Origin of the sequence: Streptomyces aurantiaciflavus (assembly GCF_049808595.1) — a bacterium.
GTDB lineage: Bacteria > Actinomycetota > Actinomycetes > Streptomycetales > Streptomycetaceae > Streptomyces.
Genome location: NZ_JBNCAQ010000011.1, coordinates 168,295 through 188,211, shown reverse-complemented (window position 1 = coordinate 188,211; position 19,917 = coordinate 168,295). Strand labels below are relative to the sequence as shown.

The following is a 19,917-nucleotide window of genomic DNA, read 5'->3' as shown; positions in this document are numbered from 1 at the left end:
GGTCCGGTCACTTCACCGGCTGCGGCTCCGGCTCGCTCTCCGTCTCCGACGCTCCGGCCGGCGGCTCGTCCTCGACCGGGGTCTTGACCGACTCCAGCAGCAGCTGGGCGACGTCGACGACCTGGATGGACTCCTTGGCCTTGCCGTCGTTCTTCTTGCCGTTGACCGAGTCCGTGAGCATGACGAGGCAGAAGGGGCAGGCGGTCGAGACGATGTCGGGGTTCAGCGACAGGGCCTCGTCGACGCGCTCGTTGTTGATGCGCTTGCCGATCCGCTCCTCCATCCACATGCGCGCACCACCGGCGCCGCAGCAGAAGCCGCGCTCCTTGTGGCGGTGCATCTCCTCGTTCCGCAGGCCCGGGACGTTGGCGATGATCTCGCGCGGGGGCGTGTAGATCTTGTTGTGGCGGCCCAGGTAGCAGGGGTCGTGGTACGTGATGATGCCCTCGACCGGGGTGACCGGGATCAGCTTGCCCTCGTCGACGAGGTGCTGGAGCAGCTGGGTGTGGTGGATGACCTCGTAGTCGCCGCCGAGCTGCGGGTACTCGTTGCCGATCGTGTTGAGGCAGTGCGGGCAGGTGGCGACGATCTTCTTCGCCGACCTGGGCTTCTTCGACTCGGGCGTGACGTTGCCCTCGTCGTCCGTCTCCTCGCCGAACGCCATGTTCAGGGCCATGACGTTCTCCATGCCGAGCTCCTGGAACAGGGGCTCGTTGCCGAGGCGGCGGGCGGAGTCACCGGTGCACTTCTCGTCGCCGCCCATGATCGCGAACTTGACGCCCGCGATGTGGAGGAGTTCGGCGAAGGCCTTGGTCGTCTTCTTCGCGCGGTCTTCCAGCGCGCCGGCGCAGCCGACCCAGTACAGGTACTCGACCTCGGTGAGGTCCTCGATGTCCTTGCCGACGACCGGCACCTCGAAGTCGACTTCCTTCGTCCACTCCAGGCGCTGCTTCTTGGCCAGGCCCCAGGGGTTGCCCTTCTTCTCCAGGTTCTTGAGCATCGTGCCCGCCTCGGAGGGGAACGACGACTCGATCATGACCTGGTAGCGGCGCATGTCGACGATGTGGTCGACGTGCTCGATGTCCACGGGGCACTGCTCGACGCAGGCGCCGCAGGTGGTGCAGGACCACAGGACGTCGGGGTCGATGACGCCGTTCTCCTCGGCGGTGCCGATGAGCGGCCGCTCGGCCTCCGCGAGCGCCGCGGCGGGTACGTCCTTCAGCTGCTCCTCGGACGCCTTCTCCTCGCCCTCCATCGTCTTGCCGCCGCCGGCCAGCAGGTACGGCGCCTTGGCGTGGGCGTGGTCGCGCAGCGACATGATCAGCAGCTTCGGGGAGAGCGGCTTGCCCGTGTTCCAGGCGGGGCACTGCGACTGGCAGCGGCCGCACTCGGTGCAGGTGGAGAAGTCCAGCAGGCCCTTCCAGGAGAACTGCTCGACCTGGGAGACGCCGAAGACGTCGTCGTCACCGGGGTCGGTGAAGTCGATCGGCTTGCCGCCGGAGGTCATCGGCTGGAGCGCGCCGAGGGCGGTCCCGCCGGTCGCCTCGCGCTTGAACCAGATGTTCGGGAACGCCAGGAAGCGGTGCCAGGCGACACCCATGTTGGTGTTCAGGCTGACCGTGATCATCCAGATCATGGTCGTGCCCAGCTTGATCATCGCGAAGAGGTAGACCAGGTTCTGCAGCGCGGCGACGCTCAGGCCCTTGAAGGCGAGGATCAGCGGGTACGACGCGAAGTACGCGGCCTCGTAGTGGTCCACGTGGTGCAGCGCGCCCTCGAGGCCGCGCAGCACGTAGATGGCCAGGCCGATGGTGAGGATGACGTACTCGACGAAGTACGCCTGGCCCATCTTCGAGCCGGCGAAGCGCGACTTGCGGCCGGGCCGCGAGGGCAGGTTCAGCAGGCGGATGACCATCAGCGTGGCGATGCCGACGGTGGTCATCGCGGCGATGAACTCGATGTACAGCTCGTACGGCAGGAAGCCGCCGATGACGGGCAGCGTCCAGTCGGCCTGGAAGAGCTGGCCGTACGCGGTGATGATCGTCGGCGGCAGCGTCAGGAAGCCGATCGCGACGAACCAGTGGGCGACACCGACGATGCCCCACCGGTTCATGCGCGTGTGGCCGAGGAACTCGCGTACGAGCGTCACGCTGCGCTGGTAGGGGTTGTCGGTCCGGGTGCCCGCCGGGACCGGCTGGCCCAGCTTGAAGTACCGGACGAACTGGCCGATGGCGCGGGCGAGCAGGGCGACGCCGACCACGGTCAGGGCCAGCGACACGATGATCGCGGCGAGTTGCATGGGGGCTCCTCGGGCCTGCGAGGGGTGATGTTCGGGGGGTTCGTCGGCGGCCGCCGACATTACTAAGCGGTAACTTATGCAGTCCGTCTGAGACTACCCCTATCTTCCGTCGCACTGTAGCCGGGTGCGGGGTGATCTGGATCGCTGAGGGTTGCCTCAGGGGTGCAGGCGGGGGCCGTTCCGGAAACCGTGCAATCCGACCGTGTTATTCGTACCAAATTGGTACATTTCTGGCTAATTTATGTCCGTGCTCTACGGGATCGCCGCCGCCGCCACCGCCCTGCTCCTCACCGCCGTCCTCGCCGCGCTGCTGCGCGCGCCCGCCCTGCGTCTCGGGCTGGTCGACCGGCGGCAGCGGCAGCGGCGGGTGCCGCTGTCCGGGGGAGCGGCCGTCGTCCTCGCCACCTGTCTCGTCACCGGCGCCGGGGACTGGACGGGCATCGCCCCGCTGGGGGAGGGGATCGGCGTGCTGCTCGGCTTGGGCGGCGCGGTCGCCGCGCTCGGACTGGTCGCCGATGTGTGGCGGCTGAAGGCGCGGTTCCTGGTGGTCGGTACGGCCGTCGCGGCGGGCTTCGTCGTGCCGTACGGCGACACCGGCGTCGTCGCGGGGGTCGTGGCCGCAGGGTGGATCACCTGTGTGGCGCTCGCCTTCCGGGCGCTGGATCACGCCGACGGGGTGGCCGGCACCGTCGGGGTCGTCACCGCCTTCGGGGTCGGGGCGTGCGCGGCGGCCGAGGTGATGGACGGGCTCGCGGTGCTGCTGAGTGTGCTGGCCGCCGCGCTGACCGGGTTCCTGATGCACAACTGGCCTCCCGCGCGCGTGGCGCTCGGCGGCTGCGGCGCCCTGTTCGCCGGCTTCCTGCTCGCCGCGTCGGCCGTCATCGCTCGCGCGGGGCACGAGGTGGTGGCCGGCGCGGGGGTGCTGCTCGCGCTCACCGCGATCGCCGCCGTGGACGTCCTGCTCGTGCTGCTGGCCCGGCGCACCGCCGGACGCCCGCTGCTGCGCCGGGCTCCCGACCATCTCGCCCACCGGCTGCGCCGGCTCGGGCTCACCCCGCAGGGGGTGACCGTGCTCATCGGTGTCGTGGCCTTCACGGGGGTACTCGTCGGGACGCTCGTGCACATGGGCTGGCTGAGCGTGCAGGCGGTGCTGTGGGTGGCGGGCGGCGTCCCGGTCGTCGTCCTCGGGCTGTGGCGGGTGCCGGTGTACGGGCGTCCCGGTGAGGGTGCCGTACGCGCGCGTGCCCGGCCTCGGCGTCAACCTGTGTCCTCGGTGCAGCCCCCTCGACGGTCGGCGGAATCACCCCTGCGGGCACCTCGTCGGATGCCTTCCTCGCAGGTCAGCGGGTCCTTGCGTGTAAGGAGCGGATAAGAGTTGAGTCCCGTCGACTCAGGTCTGTTGACCCGTGGGCGAGCCTCGTGCACACTTGAGTCCGTTCCACTCAAGTCAGCTGGAGGAAGATCACCATGGCACGTGCGGTCGGCATCGACCTGGGCACGACTAACTCCGTCGTCAGCGTTCTGGAGGGCGGCGAGCCCACCGTCATCACCAACGCCGAGGGTGCCAGGACCACGCCGTCCGTCGTCGCCTTCGCCAAGAACGGCGAGGTGCTGGTCGGCGAGGTCGCCAAGCGCCAGGCGGTCACGAACGTGGACCGGACCATCCGCTCGGTGAAGCGCCACATGGGCACCGACTGGAAGATCGAGCTCGACGGGAAGCCCTTCAACCCGCAGCAGATCTCCGCGTTCATCCTGCAGAAGCTGAAGCGGGACGCCGAGGCCTACCTGGGCGAGAAGGTGACCGACGCGGTCATCACCGTCCCGGCCTACTTCAACGACTCCGAGCGCCAGGCGACGAAGGAAGCCGGCGAGATCGCCGGTCTCAACGTCCTGCGTATCGTCAACGAGCCCACCGCGGCCGCGCTCGCGTACGGCCTCGACAAGGACGACCAGACGATCCTCGTCTTCGACCTCGGCGGCGGCACCTTCGACGTGTCCCTCCTGGAGATCGGTGACGGCGTCGTCGAGGTGAAGGCCACCAACGGCGACAACCACCTCGGTGGTGACGACTGGGACCAGCGCGTCGTCGACTACCTGGTCAAGCAGTTCCAGGCCGGCCACGGCGTGGACCTGAGCAAGGACAAGATGGCTCTGCAGCGTCTGCGTGAGGCTGCCGAGAAGGCGAAGATCGAGCTGTCCTCCTCCACCGAGACCTCGATCAACCTGCCCTACATCACCGCGTCCGCCGAGGGCCCGCTGCACCTGGACGAGAAGCTCACCCGCGCCCAGTTCCAGCAGCTGACCGCGGACCTGCTGGAGCGCTGCAAGACGCCGTTCCACAACGTCATCAAGGACGCCGGCATCCAGCTCGCCGAGATCGACCACGTCGTCCTCGTCGGTGGCTCCACCCGTATGCCCGCCGTCGCCGAGCTCGTCAAGGAGCTGACCGGCGGCAAGGAGGCCAACAAGGGTGTGAACCCGGACGAGGTCGTCGCCATCGGCGCCTCGCTCCAGGCCGGTGTGCTGAAGGGTGAGGTCAAGGACGTCCTGCTCCTCGACGTGACCCCGCTGTCCCTCGGTATCGAGACCAAGGGCGGCATCATGACGAAGCTCATCGAGCGCAACACCACGATCCCGACGAAGCGTTCTGAGATCTTCACGACGGCCGAGGACAACCAGCCGTCGGTGCAGATCCAGGTCTACCAGGGCGAGCGCGAGATCGCGGCGTACAACAAGAAGCTCGGCATGTTCGAGCTGACCGGTCTGCCGCCGGCGCCCCGCGGTGTCCCGCAGATCGAGGTGTCCTTCGACATCGACGCCAACGGCATCATGCACGTGACCGCGAAGGACCTCGGCACGGGCAAGGAGCAGAAGATGACCGTCACCGGCGGCTCCTCGCTGCCGAAGGACGAGGTCGACCGCATGCGCCAGGAGGCCGAGCAGTACGCGGAGGAGGACCACCGCCGCCGCGAGGCCGCCGAGGCCCGCAACCAGGGCGAGCAGCTGGTCTACCAGACCGAGAAGTTCCTCAAGGACAACGAGGACAAGGTCCCCGGCGAGATCAAGACCGAGGTCGAGGAGGCCGTCGCCGAGCTGAAGGAGAAGCTCAAGGGCGAGGACACCGCCGAGATCCGCACCGCCACCGAGAAGGTCGCCGCCGTCTCGCAGAAGCTGGGCCAGGCCATGTACGCCGACGCCCAGGCCGCGCAGGCCGCGGGCGGCCCCGAGGGCGCCACCGCCGGCGGCAAGGCCGCCGACGACGACGTCGTGGACGCCGAGATCGTGGACGACGAGCGCAAGGACGGTGCCGCGTGACGGAGGAGACCCCGGGCTTCGAGGAGAAGCCCGACGTCCCCTCCGGCGCCACCCCCGACGACGCCGAGCCGAAGGCCGCCGCCCCCTCGCCGGAGGAGGGCGCGGCCCCGGCCGGGGACGTGAACGCACAGATCACCAGCCTGACGGCCCAGCTGGACCAGGCCCGCACCGCGCTCGGCGAGCGCACCGCGGACCTCCAGCGCCTCCAGGCCGAGTACCAGAACTACCGCCGCCGCGTCGAGCGCGACCGGATAGCGGTCAAGGAGATCGCCATCGCGAACCTCCTGACCGAGCTCCTGCCCGTGCTCGACGACATCGGCCGCGCCCGGGAACACGGCGAGCTCGTCGGCGGCTTCAAGTCGGTCGCCGAGTCGCTGGAGACCGTCGCGGCGAAGATGGGTCTGCAGCAGTTCGGCAAGGAGGGCGAGCCCTTCGACCCGACGATCCACGAGGCCCTGATGCACAGCTACGCGCCGGACGTCACCGAGACGACGTGCGTGGCGATTCTGCAGCCCGGGTACCGGATCGGCGAGCGCACCATCCGCCCCGCGCGGGTGGCGGTGGCCGAACCCCAGCCGGGGGCCCAGACGGTCAAGCCGGCCGAGGAGACCGACGCGGCGGCCGACGACAAGGAGAGCGGTGGCCCGGACGAGGGCTGAGCTTGAATCGATGAGAGAGGAGGGACGTCGAGGATGAGCACCAAGGACTTCATCGAGAAGGACTACTACAAGGTCCTCGGCGTCCCCAAGGACGCCACCGAGGCCGAGATCAAGAAGGCGTACCGGAAGCTCGCCCGCGAGTTCCACCCGGACGCCAACAAGGGCAACACCAAGGCCGAGGAGCGCTTCAAGGAGATCTCCGAGGCGAACGACGTCCTCGGCGACCCCAAGAAGCGCAAGGAGTACGACGAGGCACGCGCCCTCTTCGGCAACGGCGGCTTCCGCCCCGGGCCGGGCGCGGGCGGCGGCTCCTTCAACTTCGACCTGGGCGACCTCTTCGGAGGCGCCCAGAGCGGCGGCGGGGGGGCCGGCGGCTTCGGCGGCGGGCTCGGTGACGTCTTCGGGGGCCTGTTCAACCGCGGCGGCACCACGGGCGCCCGCACCCAGCCCCGGCGGGGCCAGGACATCGACACCGAGGTCACCCTCAGCTTCACCGAGGCGATCGAGGGCGCGACGGTCCCGCTGCGCATGACCTCGCAGTCCCCGTGCAAGGCCTGCTCCGGCACCGGCGACAAGAACGGCACGCCACGCGTGTGCCCGACCTGCGTCGGCACCGGCCAGGTGGCGCGGGGATCCGGCGGAGGGTTCTCCCTCACCGACCCCTGCCCCGACTGCAAGGGCCGCGGCCTGATAGCCGAGCACCCCTGCCTGGAGTGCAAGGGCAGCGGCCGCGCCAAGTCGTCCCGCACGATGCAGGTCCGCATCCCCGCGGGCGTCACCGACGGGCAGCGCATCCGGCTGCGCGGCAAGGGCGCCCCCGGCGAGCGCGGCGGCCCGTCCGGCGACCTGTACGTCGTCGTCCATGTCGACCCGCACCCGGTCTTCGGCCGCAAGGACGACAACCTCACGGTGACGGTGCCGGTGACCTTCGCGGAGGCGGCCCTCGGCGGCGAGGTCCGTGTTCCCACCCTCGGCGGCCCGGCGCTCACGCTGAAGCTGCCGCCCGGCACGCCCAACGGACGCACCATGCGCGCCCGGGGCAAGGGCGCGGTCCGCAAGGACGGCACCCGCGGCGACCTGTTGGTCACCGTCGAGGTGAGTGTCCCGAAGGACCTGACGGGGAAGGCTCGTGACGCGCTCGAGGCGTATCGCGAGGCGACCGCGGGGGAGGACCCGCGGGCGGAGCTGTTCCAGGCCGCGAAGGGAGCTTGATCAGATGGATGGCCGTCGACGCAACCCGTATGAACTGACCGAGGAGACCCCGGTCTACGTCATCTCGGTGGCGGCCCAGCTCTCCGGCCTGCACCCGCAGACGCTGCGCCAGTACGACCGTCTGGGCCTGGTGTCCCCGGACCGCACGGCCGGCCGGGGCCGCCGCTACTCGGCGCGTGACATCGAATTGCTGCGCACCGTCCAGCAGTTGTCCCAGGACGAGGGCATCAACCTGGCCGGCATCAAGCGGATCATCGAACTGGAGAACCAGGTCGCGGCGCTGCAGTCCCGGGTCGCCGAACTCCAGGACGCCCTGGAAGGCGCGGCGGCGGCGATGCAGCAGCGCGAGGCGGCGGTCCACGCGTCCTACCGCCGCGATCTGGTGCCGTACCAGGAGGTCCAGCAGACCAGCGCGCTGGTGGTGTGGCGGCCGAAGCGGCAGCAGACGGACTGACGGACCAGCCGTTTCAGCGGTATGCGGCAGGGCCCGTCACCCGGTGGGGTGACGGGCCCTGCCGCGTGGGCCGGCCCGTACTAGTGCCGCGACAGGCAACGTTCGCCCCGTCGCGACGCCCGGCACGCCCTCTCGCCGCACCGGCCGAAAGCCCAAGTACATCCAGTACGAGGGCTTCCGGCCGGCACACCGAGAGCACGCACCGGACGCCGCTCCTCAACGGGCAAACGTTGCCTGCCGCGGCACTAGACCGTGGCGGCGTACAGGCGCCAGCCGGTGCCCGGGACGCTCTCCGAGCCGTCGGCCATGACCGCGGTGACGCGGTAGAAGTAGGTGTCACCGAGCTTGACGCCGGGGTCCTCGTAGTGGTCGGTGGTGAGCGGGGCCTGGGTGAGGCGTACGTACGCGCCCAGCGCCGGGTCCCAGCGGTCCACGTGGTAGCCCGTCACCTGGGAGCAGTCCGCTCCGGGCGCGCACTTCCAGGACACGGGCATCCACTTGTACAGGCTCCAGCCGCTGGTGACGGAGACCGGGCTGCCCTCGGGGGCCGGGACCGAGGGACGCACATCGAGCTCGGTCGCGGTCACGTAGGGCACCGAGGGGTCGGTGAAGGGCAGCTGGTTGCCCCACCGGTCGTCGGCCACGGCGGTGAAGACGTACTCCTCGCCGTCGGGCAGGTTGATGCACAGCTGGGCGGTGTTCCCGATGGAACCGTTGTTGCAGGGGCCCAGCCACTCGGGCTTGCCGTCCTTCATCACGCCGTAGAGGACGTCGTAGGTCGACACGTCCGCCTCGGGGCTCGCGTTCCACTCCACGAGGACGCCGTCCCTGCGGGGTGTGGCCTTCAGCCCGGTCACGGGGGCGGGCGGCACCGCGTCCTGGTTACGGGCGATCACGGTCGTGCGCGGGGACTCGTTGCCGAACTGGTCGACGGCGGTGACCGCGTAGGCGTAGACGCTGTCGGCGTTCCAGTCGTCGGTGCTCGGGCAGATGGCCTCGTACCACGGGGTGGAGGAGGAGGTGCCCCCGGGCGCCCGGACCTCGCAGCTGAGGGGCTGCGCGTCGGGGGAGACCGTGGTGCCCGCGGAGCGGTAGACCCGGAACGTGCCCTCCTGCGTGATGTCCGCCTGGGTCGAGGCCGACACCTTCCAGTAGACGTCCACGTTCGATGCGTCTGCCCATGCCTTCGTCTCGAAGGGCGCCTCCGGCGGGGTCCGGTCCACTCCGTCGCCGACCACCGTGGCCGAGGGAGCCGACGGGTTGCCGAGCGGGTCCAGGGCCAGGACGCGGTAGTACCGCAGCGCGTTGCACGGGGCGTCGAGGTCGCGGTAACGCGTGTCCGTGGTGAGGTCCAGCAGGGTGAAGGGGCCCGAGGCCTGCGCGGAGTACTCCACCCGGTACTTGGCGGCGCCCGTCACGGGGTTCCAGGCGAGCCGGTTTCCGTAGCATTCACCGGTGACGGCCAGGCCGGTCGGTGCCGCCGGGCCCGTACGGTCGACGGTGGTGACGGAGACGTCCGCCGAACCGGGCGACACCCGTCCGGCCTTGTCCACGGCGCGGACCTCGTAGGAGTAGGCCTGGCCGGTGGGCGGCGGGGTGTCGGTGTAGCCCGTGCCCGTCAGCAGGGCGCTGTTCACCCGGGACCAGCTGGTGCTTCCCGAGAGCCGCCGGTAGACGTGGTACCCGGCGAGGTCCATCTCGTAGTTCTTCGCCCAGCGCACGTACGCCTTGAGACCGACGTTGTCGTACGACGTCCAGACGCCCCTCGGCGCCAGCGGCGCGACCGTGTCGACGGTCGCGGAGGTCCGCGGTGTGTACGTGAGGCCGACGTTGGCGTTGCCCGTCCAGTTCACGTAGTCGACGCGGAGGGTGTGCCTGCCGGCCGGGACGGTGACGTTGACGGTCTTCTTCACCGTCGTCGACACGTTCTTCCACAGGTCGACCTTGCGGACGCCGTCGACGTAGACGCGGATGCCGTCCTGGACGGCGGCGTTCAGCGCGAAGGGGCCGCCGGAGCCGAAGTCGCGGGTGACGGTCCAGCGGACGCCGAAGTTGTTCGCCGGCAGGCCGGTGGCGGGCGCGCCGGCGCCCCAGTTCTCGTTGATCGCGGCGTCGCAGTCGGTCTTCTTCGGCGTACCGGAGAAGGCGGTGTTCGCGAAGAGCTGCCGCTTGAAGACGGGCGAGGTGCAGGTGACGGCCGCGGAGGCGGGCGCCGCGGTGACGGCGAGCAGGCCGCCCGCGGTGGCGAGCACGGCCGCGGTGGCTGTGGCAGCGGTCGTGCGTCGGGCTCGGGTCATTCGGTGCTTGAGTCCTTCGGTCCTGTCCGGTGACGACGGAGATCAGCCGCCGTTGGAATGGACCTGCCAGCACCCGGATTGGTTGTACGGCGCCGAAGGGCCCGGAGGACGAACCGCTTCCTCCGGGCCCTTCGTTGTGGTGACGCGGCGTCAGGCGCGCGTCCCCCGACGGCGGCGGGCGCCGAGCCAGGTGGCCGCGCCGCCCACGAGCACCAGGGCGGTGGCGAGGGCCGCTTGCTTGCTCGCGCTGGAGCCGGTGTCGGCCAGGGCGCCGGTGGTGGTCGTGGTCGTGTCCGTGGTGGTGGTCGTCGTCGTGGCGGCCGCCGGGGTGGTGGAGGTGGACGGCGACGGGGTCGCGGAGGTGGAGGCGGACGGGGAGGGCGAGGCGGAAGCCGAAGGAGACGGGGAGGCCGACGGGGAGCCCGGGGTGGTCTCCGCCGGGCCGGCCGGCACCTCGGTCCGGGCGCCGTTGAAGCCCCAGGCGTCCTCCATGGAGAACAGGGCCTCCAGCGGCACCTCGGTGTCCTTCTTGATGTCGGTGTTCTTGCCCAGGGACAGGTACAGCCTGATGCTGTTCTTGCCCGAGGCCGCGCTGAAGCCCTTCGGGATGGCGGGCAGTTCCCACTCGCTCTCGTTGAGCTCCTTGAGCTTCACGATCTTGCCGCCGACCTCGGCCTCCAGGATGAAGTCCGGGTGACCGGCGCCCTCGCGGAAGCCCTGCGCGGAGACGCTGCGGCTCAGCTCGGCCGGGAACTCGCCGGGGCCGGTGGCGGTGGCGTTCAGCGTCAGGCCGGCGCGTCGGCCCGGGCGGGCGACGACGTCGTCCTCCCGCCCCCAGGCCACGTTCAGCTTGCCCGGCGTGATCTGCGGGTCCGTCTTGAAGACGACGGTGTTGCGGGTCCGGTCGGCGTCGACCTCGCCTTCCAGCGCGTCCGCGATCAGCTTGAAGTTGCCGTCGTTGGTGGGGTAGTTGGCGCCGAGCCCGACGGTGACCTTCCAGGTGAACTCGGTCTTCGCGGGGATCGAGAAGCTGTCGGAGGCGTCGCCGGTGGCCGGGAAGAACAGCCCCTGCCAGGCGCCGTCCTGCCGCCCGACCTGGGACTTGGTGGCGGGCGCGTCGACCGCGGTGACGTCGAAGACCACGGAGTCCTTCAGCAGCGGGCTCGGACCGTCCGCCTCGCCCAGCAGCCAGGCCGCGAACTTCTGTGCCTTGTCGGAGGAGTTGGTGACCTTCAGGGTCATCGACTCCGTCGCCCCGCCCCGCTTGAGCGGGCCCTCCGGGGTGGGCGTGCCCAGCGTCATGGTCAGCGGCTTGGCACTGGCCTGCGTCTGGTCGGCCGCGAAGGCGGTCACCGGAAGGAAGGCGGTGCCGGCGACGGCGGCGACGACGGTGGTCGCGGCCAGGGTGCGCAGACGGCGGGCGGCGACGGGACGAGCGGACGCGACGGACGCGACGGACGCGGACATGGTGGATTTCCCCCAAGGAGTGAGACGGAAAGGGAACCGGCGCGTACGAGTACGGAGTACGGGAAACGGTGGACCGGTTCTGGGAAACGCACTGAGACGAGAGAGGTGTCCGCGTACCGGCCGGTCCTGCTGTCCCCCCGGCGGCTCACGGTCCACCTATCTTCACTCAGTCTTCATATGTGATCAACTGCCGCTTCGTCACCACTTCGCAACAGCGCCGGAAGCGGCAATTCCGCAGGTCACGGCCGGATTGTCGATACGCCATCGTCATGGGCTCCTTCAGCTCTGGGGGGCGGCGGGGGTCGCCGAGACCTCCGGCGACAGGGGCGACTCCAGACCGGCCGCGTTGACCGACGTGACGGCGTAGTAGTACGTCGTGCCGTTGGTCAGGCCGGTGTCGGTGTAGCGGTCGCCGCCGCCGACGAAGTACGTCGCCTCGGCGTCGGCCTTGGTGACGCCGGGGGTGGTGGAGCGGTAGACGCGGTAGCCGGTGACGGCGGGTTCGCCCGGGCCGATCGGTACGGCGCCCCAGACCAGCTGGACCTGGCCGTCGCCGGGTGTCACCTCGTACACCTGGGTGGGGCCGGGCGGCGGGACCTCGCTCACCGTGGGCAGCTCGGAGTCGGAGGCGGCGGAGCGGACGCCGTACGTCGAGGTGGCGACGACCGCGTAGTAGTAGCCGTGTTCGGCCTCGGAGACCGTCGTCTCGTAGGACGTGCCCGTGACGGTGACGTAGGCGTTCGACGGGTTGGTCGTGTCCACCGGGGAGGTGCGCGAGCGGTACACCGTGTAGCTGCTCACCGGGACCTGGCCGTTCTGGCTCCACTCCAGGACGAAGCGGTCGCCGACGATACGGGCCAGCCCCAGGGAGGGCGTCTTGGGGGCGCTGCTCGGGCCGACCTTGCGGGTGGCCGTCGTCGCCTGCCCGGGGGACTCGTTGCCGGCCGCGTCCAGGGCGGTCACGTAGTAGACGTACGGCTGTCCCGCGTCTCCCGTGGTGTCGCGGAAGGTCTGGGTGGCCGTCGTCCCGATCCTGACCGAGGCGGAGCCGAACGAGGTCGCGCGGTAGAGGTTGTAGCGCACCGCGTCCGAGCCGCCGTTCAGCCAGGTCAGCGTCACACCGCCCGCGTCCTCCGCGACGACCTTCAGGCCCTGCGGAGCGCCCGGCGCCACGGTGTCGCGCGTGGCGGTGACGACCTTGGAGTACGGCGACGGGTTCGCGGACGCGTCCAGTGCGCGCACCTTGTAGAAGACCGGCACGTCGGCCGGGGCGAGGACGTCGGCGTACGACGTGCTCTGGACCTTCACGAGGCTCGTGTAGGGGCCGTCGGCCGTGTTCGCGCGGACGATCTCGTACTGGGCCGCGGTCGGCACCGCGGTCCAGGACAGGGTGTTGGCCGTCTTCGTGGAGGTGGCCCTGACGCCGGCGGGGGTCGCGGGGGCGACGCGGTCGTCGCTGGTGATCCCCCGGTCCCCCGAGCCGGGCGAGACATTGCCCGCCTTGTCGTAGGCGCGGACCTCGTAGAAGTAGAACCGGCCGTCCGTCGGCGGGGAGTCGGTGTACGTGTTCGACGTCGTGGTGGTGAGCTTCGTCCAGGCGGAGGAGCCGGCCGCACGGCGGTAGACCCGGTAACCCGCCAGGTCCATCTCCTTGTTCTTCGACCAGATGAAGTTGGCCTTGTTGGCGTCGGGGAAGTAGCCGATGGCTGCCCCGGTCGGGGCGAGCGGCCGCACCTTGTCGACGGTCGCCGAAGTCCGGGGGGCGTAGGTGAACCTGACGTTCGCTCGGCCCGTCCAGTTGGCGTAATCGACGCGGAGGGTGTGTCTGCCGGAGGGGATGGTGAGGTTGAGCGTCCTGGAGACCGTGGAGGAGACGTTCTTCCACAGGTCGACCTTGCGGACGCCGTCGACGTAGACGCGGATGCCGTCCTGGGCGGCGGCGGTGAAGGCGAAGGGGCCGCCGGATCCGAAGTCGCGGGTCATCGTCCAGCGGACGGAGAAGTTGTTGGCGGGCAGGCCGGTGGCGGGGGCGCCCGCGCCCCAGGTCTCGTTGATCGCGGCGTCGCAGTCGGTCTTCTTCGGGGTGCCGGAGAAGGTGGTGTTGGCGAAGAGCTGCCGTTGGTAGACCGGTGAGGCGCAACTCGTCGCGGCCGAGGCGGGCGTGGTGACCGTGCTGAGCAGACCGCCGGTCGTGGCGAGCACGACGGCCGTCGCGAGTCTGGCTGTGGGCATGCGGTCCATGCGGTCCTCTGCTCGGGATCGGGAGGGCGGTGCGACAGAAACACCGCCGACGATCACGACTCGCGAGCAACGGAGTTGGTTGTGCGGTTGTTTGCCGTTTCGTGAAGTCCGCTTGGGTGGAGGACCCGTAGAGGGTGGTCGAAGGGGTTTTTGCCATCTCTCCGCGCTCCCTCCGTCCCGTCTCCATGCGTCTTCACACGCTAAGCGGAGGGTGATGTTGCTACTTCGTTAAGTAGTAGCGCTTGACGTCGGCGGCTGCCGCCGCGTTGGCTTTTTCAGACACCTGGGTCGACATCTCGCACCCAGGGCCGGAACTGCACCTGAAGTGAGCCCCCGAATGCGTCGTCGTATCGCCCTGGCCGTGGCCTCCTCCACGCTGTCCCTCTCGCTCGCCGGATGCGGCATGCTGGGCGCGTCAGAGGAAGCCGGCGAGGCGACGCCGACCAAGAGCAACGACATCACGGTGGGCGTGCTCATGCCGGAGAAGACGAACACCCGGTACGAGCAGTTCGACTACCCGATCATCAAGGCGAAGATCGCCTCCCTCACCCAGAACAAGGCCAAGACGGAGTACGCCAACGCGGCCGCCGACCCGGACACCCAGGTGACCCAGATGGAGCGGATGATCGACGACAAGGTCGACATCATCCTGCTGGACGCCGTCGACGCCAAGGCCATCGCGCCCACGGTGCAGAAGGCCAAGGACGCCGGCATCCCCGTCATCGCCTACGACCGGCTGGCCGAGGGCCCGATCGACGCGTACGTCTCCTTCGACAACGAGCTGGTCGGCGAGGTGCAGGGCCGCACCCTGGTGGAGGCGCTCGGCTCGGCCGACGTCTCCGACAAGATCGTCATGATCAACGGCTCGCCCACCGACCCGAACGCCAAGCAGTTCAAGGACGGCGCGATGTCGGAGCTCAACGGCCGGGTGACGATCTCCGCCTCCTACGACACCCAGAAGTGGGACCCGGGGATCGCCCAGACCGAGATGACCGAGGCGATCAACAAGATCGGCAAGAAGGACATCGCCGGGGTCTACTCCGCCAACGACGCCATGGCCGGCGGCATCATCAAGGCCCTGAAGGCCGCGGGCGTCAGCGACAGCGACCTGCCCCCGATCACCGGCCAGGACGCGGAGCTGTCGGCGGTGCAGCGGATCATCACCGGCGAGCAGTACATGAGCGTGTACAAGCCCTACCCGACGATGGCCGAGGCCGCCGCGGAGATGGCCGTCGCCAAGGTTCAGGGCCGTGACATCCAGTTCGACGCCCTCACCCGCGACAAGGTCGACAGCCCCACGAACAAGGACATCAGGGCCAACCTGGTGACCGTGGTCGCGCTGACGAAGAGCAACATCGAGGAGACGGTCATCGCGGACGGCATCTACAAGGTGTCCGACATCTGCACCCGCAAGTACGAGACGGCGTGCAAGGCGATCGGCCTCGAGAAGTAACCGGCGCCGACTGAAGGGGGGTACGCGACACCGCGTACCCCCCTCCGTCGTGCGTCAGCTCACCGGCTCTCGACCCTCAGGTGCCGAAGCGGTGGCGGGCGGCCTCGATGTGGCCGAGGTACCGGTGCGTCCAGTCGCACATCGCGTCGACCGTCGCGCGCAGGGATCGGCCCGGTTCCGTGAGGGTGTACTCGACCCGCGGCGGCACGGTGGGGTGCACGGTCCGCTCCACCAGGCCGTTGCGTTCCAGCATGCGCAGGTTCTGGGTGAGCATCTTGTGGCTGACGCCCTCGATCTCGTCCCGCAACTCGCTGAACCGCAGGGTGCGTTCACCGAGGCCCTCGATGATCAGGAGCGCCCACTTGTTGGCGACGTCCGAGAAGATCTCCCGCGCCAGCGAGTCCGCGCGCCTCAGGTCCGCGTCCTCGGGTGTGCCCTTGAACTGCTTGGTCGCCATCAGGTTCCCCAGTCACCGAAAAGTGCGTTCTTCCCTGTCAGTGGCCACTCTCCAACGGTTCCCCAGTAACCACAAGTGACCACGAGTGCCTTGGCCGGGACGAGGTCCCGCTCAGGGCGGGGAGGGGGCACCCATGGCCATCACGCTGATCCCCTCTCCGCACCCGGGTCGTCCTCCCCGGGCCGCCGGGCTGAACCTCGGCGTCCACCCCCCAGCTTGTTGCAGTGCGAGGGGTGGAGGCCGGGACACAGCCGTACGGATGGGTGGTTTTCCGCGGGGCCGGCGCGTGGAGCCGTGTTGCGGAGCCGGTCCGGGGCCGCGCATAGTTGCGCTGCGGAAGAGGCGGACAGCGGGGGTGGGATGGGCGATGGCCGGGCACGGGACGGAGGAGCATCCTCACGGTGCTGACCGACTGTGCGAGGCCGGGGATCGCGTGTATTCCCGGGCCGTACGGCGGGGCCGGGTACCGCGCCGGGACGCCGAGCCGGTGCCCTGTCTGCTGGAACTCGCCCTGCTCCACCCGGATCCCGACGACATGGACTGGCTGGTGCCGACCTCCCCGCAGGAGGTCATGACCCGGCTGCTGCGCGGACTGTACGACGAGGTCAGCGCGAGCCAGCGGCGGATGGGCTCGGCGGTGGCCGCCTTCGAGTGGTACGCGGGCCTGGGCGGGCCTGCCCCGGCCGGCGCCGGGGAGGGCGCGGCGATCCGCGTACTCGACGGTGACTCACGCATCCAGGGGGCCCTGGACGCGGCGACGGAGGCGTGCACGACGGAGGTGCTGACGGTCCAGCCCGGCGGCATCCGGCGCGAGCACGAGCTGTCGGAGGGCCTGCACCGGGCGCTGGCGCTGCGCGGGCGGGGCGTGCGCATGCGGGACCTGTACAACCACGTGGCCCGGCACGGTCAGGGCCTGCTCACCTATCTGGAGCTGATGGGGGACGCGGTCGAGGCGCGCACCCTCGACGAGGTCATCGACCGGCTGATCCTCTTCGACCGCACGGTCGCCTTCATCCCCGCGAACGCCGACCGCACGATGGCGCTGGAGCTGCGCCACCCGGCCCTGATCGCCTACCTGGTCACGGTGTTCGAACGGCTGTGGCGGCTGGCGATCCCGCTGACCGCGCCGCTCCCCGACACCCGTGTCGAGGGCGTCTCGCACCGCGAGCAGTCCATCGCGGCGCTGCTGGCGGAGGGCCACCAGGACGCGGTGATCGCGGAACGCCTGGGCATCAGCGTCCGTACCTGCCGGGCGCACATCGCCCGCCTGTCGGAGACGCTGGGCGCGGCGAGCCGTACGCAGTTGGGGGTGCGGATCGCCCAGGTGGGCCTGCACGGGCCGCTTCCCGAGGTGGACGCTCCCGTCATCCTTCCCGGTCGAGGATCCCCGACCGCCCGATGAGATAGCCCAGTTGGGCGCGGCTCTCGCTGCCGAGGGTGGCGGCCAGTTTGGCGATGTGGACGCGGGCGGTGCGCACGTTCATGCCGAGGCGGTCGGCGATGACGGTGTCGGTGTGGCCCTCGACGAGGAGGGCGGCGATGGCCCGCTGGCGGGGCGTGACGCCGTTGAGGGTGGGCTGGTTGACGGCCTCGGGGTACATCGGCGTCGCCAGCCGCCAGAGGCGGTCGAAGGTGGTGGCGAAGTAGTCGATCAGGGCGGGGTGGCGGACCTCCAGGGCCAGTGTGCGGTCCTTGCTGGCGGGGATGAAGGCGACCACGCGGTCGACGATGAGGAGGCGGTCGGTGATCTCGTCGAGGGTGCGGGCCTCCACATCGCCGCGCAGCCGTTCGTAGCGGGCCTGGACCGTGGGCATGTGGCGGGTGGTGTGCTGGTAGAGGGTGCGGATACGGCCGCCGCGGTCGAGGAAGGCCTGGTCGCGGTCGAGCGCCGCGGCGTGGGCCTCGGGCGGCGGACCCACATGGCCGGCGTGCGGCTGGATGGCGAGCACTTCGCCGGAGGCGTGGGTCATGGTCCGGGTGAGGACCTGGTTGATCCGGTCGAGGCCGCTGATCAGGCGGAGTTCGGCGGCGTCGGCCGGTTCGGCGCTGGGGACGGCGAGCGCGAGGAGGGGTTCGAACACCTCGGCCAGCCAGGTCTCCTGCCGGCGGCGGCGGGCGATGTCGTCGGCGATGGTGCGCAGCAGCCGGGGCAGGGCGACGGCCGGGGCCAGCGGGTGCAGCCGGTCCGGGTCACTGCGGTCCGGCCGCAGGAGCCCGGTGTCGACCAGGCAGGGGTGCAGCGCCGCCTCGTCCGCCGGGACGGGGCCCGAGCGCAGGGCGCGCGCGTAGAGCTCCAGGCCCGCCTCGCAGGGCTCCTCCGTTCCGTGGTCGTGCGCTGCCGCGGTCACGCGTGGCTCCTTCGGGTTCAGTGCTCGCGCTCCAGGATGCCCGACTGGGCGATGAGATAGCCGAGTTGGGCGCGGCTGCCGCTGCCCAGGGCGGTGGCGAGCTTGGCGATGTGGGCGCGGCAGGTGCGTACGTTCATACCCAGCCGGCGGGCGATGGCCTCGTCGACGTGACCCTCGACGAGGAGCTTGGCGATGGAGTGCTGGATGTCGGTGATGCCGTCCGGGTCGGTCTCGTACGGTGTGCCCGCTCTCAGGGGCACCGCGCGGCCCCACATGAACTCGAAGACCTTGATCAGGTAGCGGACGAGGCCCGGGTGCCGCAGTTCCAGGGCGACCTGGCGGTCGTCGCGGATGGGTATGAAGGCGACGGCCTCGTCGCAGATGATCAGGCGCTCGACGAGTTCGTCGATGGTGCGGTACTCGACCTTGCCGTCGGTGAACTGGTCCACGTAGGCGAGGCGGTCGGGGCTGTAGCGGGCGGTGTGCTGGTAGAGGGTGCGGATGCGCACTCCGCGCTCGATGAGCGGCTTGTCGCGCTCCAGCGCCTCCAGGAGCCGGTTCTCGGGGCTGCGGTGGCCGCTGGGCTGGACCGTGAGCATCTCGGTGCTGCACTGGGAGGTCGCGAGGTCGAGCGCCGCGTTGATGCGGTCCAGGCCCTCCAGCACCGTGATCGAGTGGGTGGAGGCGGTCTCCCGGGCGCTGAGGGCCATGAAGGGTTCGAAGGCCTCGGTGAGCGCGATCGACAGCCGGCGGCTCTCGGTGATCTCGCGCTCGATGGGGTGCAGGCGCTGGGCCAGGGCGACCGACGGCGGAACCGGACGCAGCCAGTTCGCGTCGTCGGGGTCGGGGTGGAGAAGGGCGAACTCCATCAGGCAGGGAGCGGGCTCGACATCCGCCCGCTGGATGCGACCGGTGCGCAGGGCGTTCGCATAAAGGCGGCTTCCCTCCTCACACAGCTCGGTCACCGCATGGGGATGTGTCGCCTTAGTCCCATTTGTTGCCAAATCTCCACCCCCCAGGGTCCTGAACATGCAGGAACATGATGCACCGATCGTGTGGCCATGACGTGCCTGAATGAGCCATCGTCTTACTCGACGGGGGAAGAGGGGACCTTCAAGTGAGGACGAAGCCGACTATGCGTAAGAGAATGCTTCGCTCGGTGCTTGTCGCCGCCTTCTCCGCCGTTGTGGCCGTCGGAACCCTGGTCGGCCTCTCCGAAGCGAAGAGCGACGTGCACAAGACGAGTGGTGATGGGGTCGTGACTGCCGCGGCCGTCATCGAGGACACGCCGGCCGTCCCCTTTGACAGCAGGTGGGACTGATCGAGATGACCACACCACCCGACGACCGTTCCTTCCGCCGTGAAATGGCCACCGCCTACCGCTCCGGCTGGCACTTCATCGACCTGGTCACCGCCATCCCCCACAGCGGTGACTCGTTGATGGTGACCGTGTTCGGAGAACCGGTGGTCGTCACGCGGGACGAGGACGGGGACGTAAGGGCCTATCGGTGCCTGCGGCGGCCTCGGGGCGCGCCACAGCCCGTACGGTGTGCCATCCGGTACGGAATGATCTTCGTGAACCTCGACCAGCGCGACCACCAGCTGGCGGAGTCGGCGAGCCCCGCCACCCCCAGGACCATTTCAGCCACCCCCCGCAGTGCCTGACGCGATTCCCCCGTCGTAAAAGATCGCTCAGGTGCTTCCCCCCGCAGCGG

At 69.9% G+C, this 19,917-nt stretch carries 16 protein-coding genes; 9 read left to right on the top strand and 7 right to left on the bottom strand.

The annotated features are described in order from the left end of the window. Positions 1 to 7 precede the first annotated feature (7 nt). On the bottom strand, positions 8 to 2,299 hold the full coding sequence (locus tag ACPT94_RS15605; RefSeq protein ID WP_425246069.1) for a (Fe-S)-binding protein: 2,292 nt from the start codon (positions 2,297 to 2,299) through the stop codon (positions 8 to 10). A 247-nt stretch (positions 2,300 to 2,546) separates the two neighbouring features. On the opposite strand from ACPT94_RS15605, the gene ACPT94_RS15600 reads away from it, so the two are divergent. The 5 genes from ACPT94_RS15600 (at position 2,547) to ACPT94_RS15580 (ending at position 7,939) form a co-directional block, all read left to right on the top strand. Next, a complete protein-coding gene (locus ACPT94_RS15600) occupies positions 2,547 to 3,671 on the top strand; it encodes an MraY family glycosyltransferase (RefSeq protein WP_425246068.1) in 1,125 nt (374 codons plus the stop codon). Positions 3,672 to 3,766: 95 nt separating this feature from the next. Then, positions 3,767 to 5,614 (top strand): molecular chaperone DnaK, encoded by a 1,848-nt coding sequence (gene dnaK / locus ACPT94_RS15595; RefSeq protein ID WP_360346057.1) that lies wholly within the window; start codon positions 3,767 to 3,769, stop codon positions 5,612 to 5,614. Beyond that, positions 5,611 to 6,273 carry a nucleotide exchange factor GrpE gene (gene grpE / locus ACPT94_RS15590; protein WP_360346059.1) on the top strand — a complete coding sequence of 221 codons (663 nt, stop codon included), beginning with the start codon at positions 5,611 to 5,613 and terminating at the stop codon, positions 6,271 to 6,273. The genes dnaK and grpE overlap by 4 nt, the downstream gene beginning before the upstream one ends. A gap of 33 nt (positions 6,274 to 6,306) precedes the next feature. Next, complete coding sequence (gene dnaJ, locus ACPT94_RS15585) at positions 6,307 to 7,485, top strand: molecular chaperone DnaJ (protein ID WP_425246067.1); 1,179 nt, start codon at positions 6,307 to 6,309, stop codon at positions 7,483 to 7,485. A 4-nt stretch (positions 7,486 to 7,489) separates the two neighbouring features. Further along, positions 7,490 to 7,939: a heat shock protein transcriptional repressor HspR gene (locus tag ACPT94_RS15580; RefSeq protein ID WP_360346063.1), complete on the top strand. Its 450-nt coding sequence runs from the start codon at positions 7,490 to 7,492 to the stop codon at positions 7,937 to 7,939. Between the two features lie 245 nt (positions 7,940 to 8,184). Here the strand turns inward: ACPT94_RS15580 and ACPT94_RS15575 are convergent, their stop codons facing one another. The 3 genes from ACPT94_RS15575 to ACPT94_RS15565 form a co-directional block, all read right to left on the bottom strand. After that, entirely contained in the window at positions 8,185 to 10,236 is a 2,052-nt protein-coding gene (locus ACPT94_RS15575; protein WP_360351928.1) for a PA14 domain-containing protein, read from the bottom strand. 150 nt (positions 10,237 to 10,386) lie between these two features. Then, a complete protein-coding gene (locus ACPT94_RS15570) occupies positions 10,387 to 11,703 on the bottom strand; it encodes a hypothetical protein (protein ID WP_360351925.1) in 1,317 nt (438 codons plus the stop codon). A gap of 279 nt (positions 11,704 to 11,982) precedes the next feature. After that, a complete protein-coding gene (locus tag ACPT94_RS15565) occupies positions 11,983 to 13,935 on the bottom strand; it encodes a PA14 domain-containing protein (protein ID WP_425246066.1) in 1,953 nt (650 codons plus the stop codon). Positions 13,936 to 14,281: 346 nt separating this feature from the next. Here ACPT94_RS15565 and ACPT94_RS15560 point away from each other — a divergent pair, with 346 nt between their 5' ends. Next, the gene (locus ACPT94_RS15560; RefSeq protein ID WP_360351920.1) at positions 14,282 to 15,397 is read left to right on the top strand and encodes a sugar ABC transporter substrate-binding protein; all 1,116 of its coding nucleotides are present in this window, start codon (positions 14,282 to 14,284) and stop codon (positions 15,395 to 15,397) included. Positions 15,398 to 15,473: 76 nt separating this feature from the next. On the opposite strand, the gene ACPT94_RS15555 is transcribed toward ACPT94_RS15560, so the two are convergent. Then, positions 15,474 to 15,854 carry a winged helix-turn-helix transcriptional regulator gene (locus ACPT94_RS15555; RefSeq protein WP_360351918.1) on the bottom strand — a complete coding sequence of 127 codons (381 nt, stop codon included), beginning with the start codon at positions 15,852 to 15,854 and terminating at the stop codon, positions 15,474 to 15,476. A gap of 367 nt (positions 15,855 to 16,221) precedes the next feature. Here ACPT94_RS15555 and ACPT94_RS15550 point away from each other — a divergent pair, with 367 nt between their 5' ends. Next, positions 16,222 to 17,256: a helix-turn-helix transcriptional regulator gene (locus ACPT94_RS15550; protein WP_360351915.1), complete on the top strand. Its 1,035-nt coding sequence runs from the start codon at positions 16,222 to 16,224 to the stop codon at positions 17,254 to 17,256. Here the strand turns inward: ACPT94_RS15550 and ACPT94_RS15545 are convergent. Continuing rightward, positions 17,219 to 18,202, bottom strand: a complete 984-nt coding sequence (locus ACPT94_RS15545; RefSeq protein ID WP_360351912.1) for a helix-turn-helix transcriptional regulator — start codon at positions 18,200 to 18,202, stop codon at positions 17,219 to 17,221. The genes ACPT94_RS15550 and ACPT94_RS15545 overlap by 38 nt on opposite strands. 17 nt (positions 18,203 to 18,219) lie before the next feature. Beyond that, positions 18,220 to 19,233: a helix-turn-helix transcriptional regulator gene (locus ACPT94_RS15540; protein WP_360351909.1), complete on the bottom strand. Its 1,014-nt coding sequence runs from the start codon at positions 19,231 to 19,233 to the stop codon at positions 18,220 to 18,222. Between the two features lie 86 nt (positions 19,234 to 19,319). Here ACPT94_RS15540 and ACPT94_RS15535 point away from each other — a divergent pair, with 86 nt between their 5' ends. Together ACPT94_RS15535 and ACPT94_RS15530 are read left to right on the top strand one after the other, a co-directional pair. Then, positions 19,320 to 19,523 carry a hypothetical protein gene (locus tag ACPT94_RS15535; protein WP_425246065.1) on the top strand — a complete coding sequence of 68 codons (204 nt, stop codon included), beginning with the start codon at positions 19,320 to 19,322 and terminating at the stop codon, positions 19,521 to 19,523. Between the two features lie 5 nt (positions 19,524 to 19,528). Continuing rightward, positions 19,529 to 19,867, top strand: coding sequence for a hypothetical protein (locus ACPT94_RS15530; protein ID WP_360351906.1), 339 nt, complete (start codon positions 19,529 to 19,531; stop codon positions 19,865 to 19,867). Positions 19,868 to 19,917: the final 50 nt, after the last annotated feature.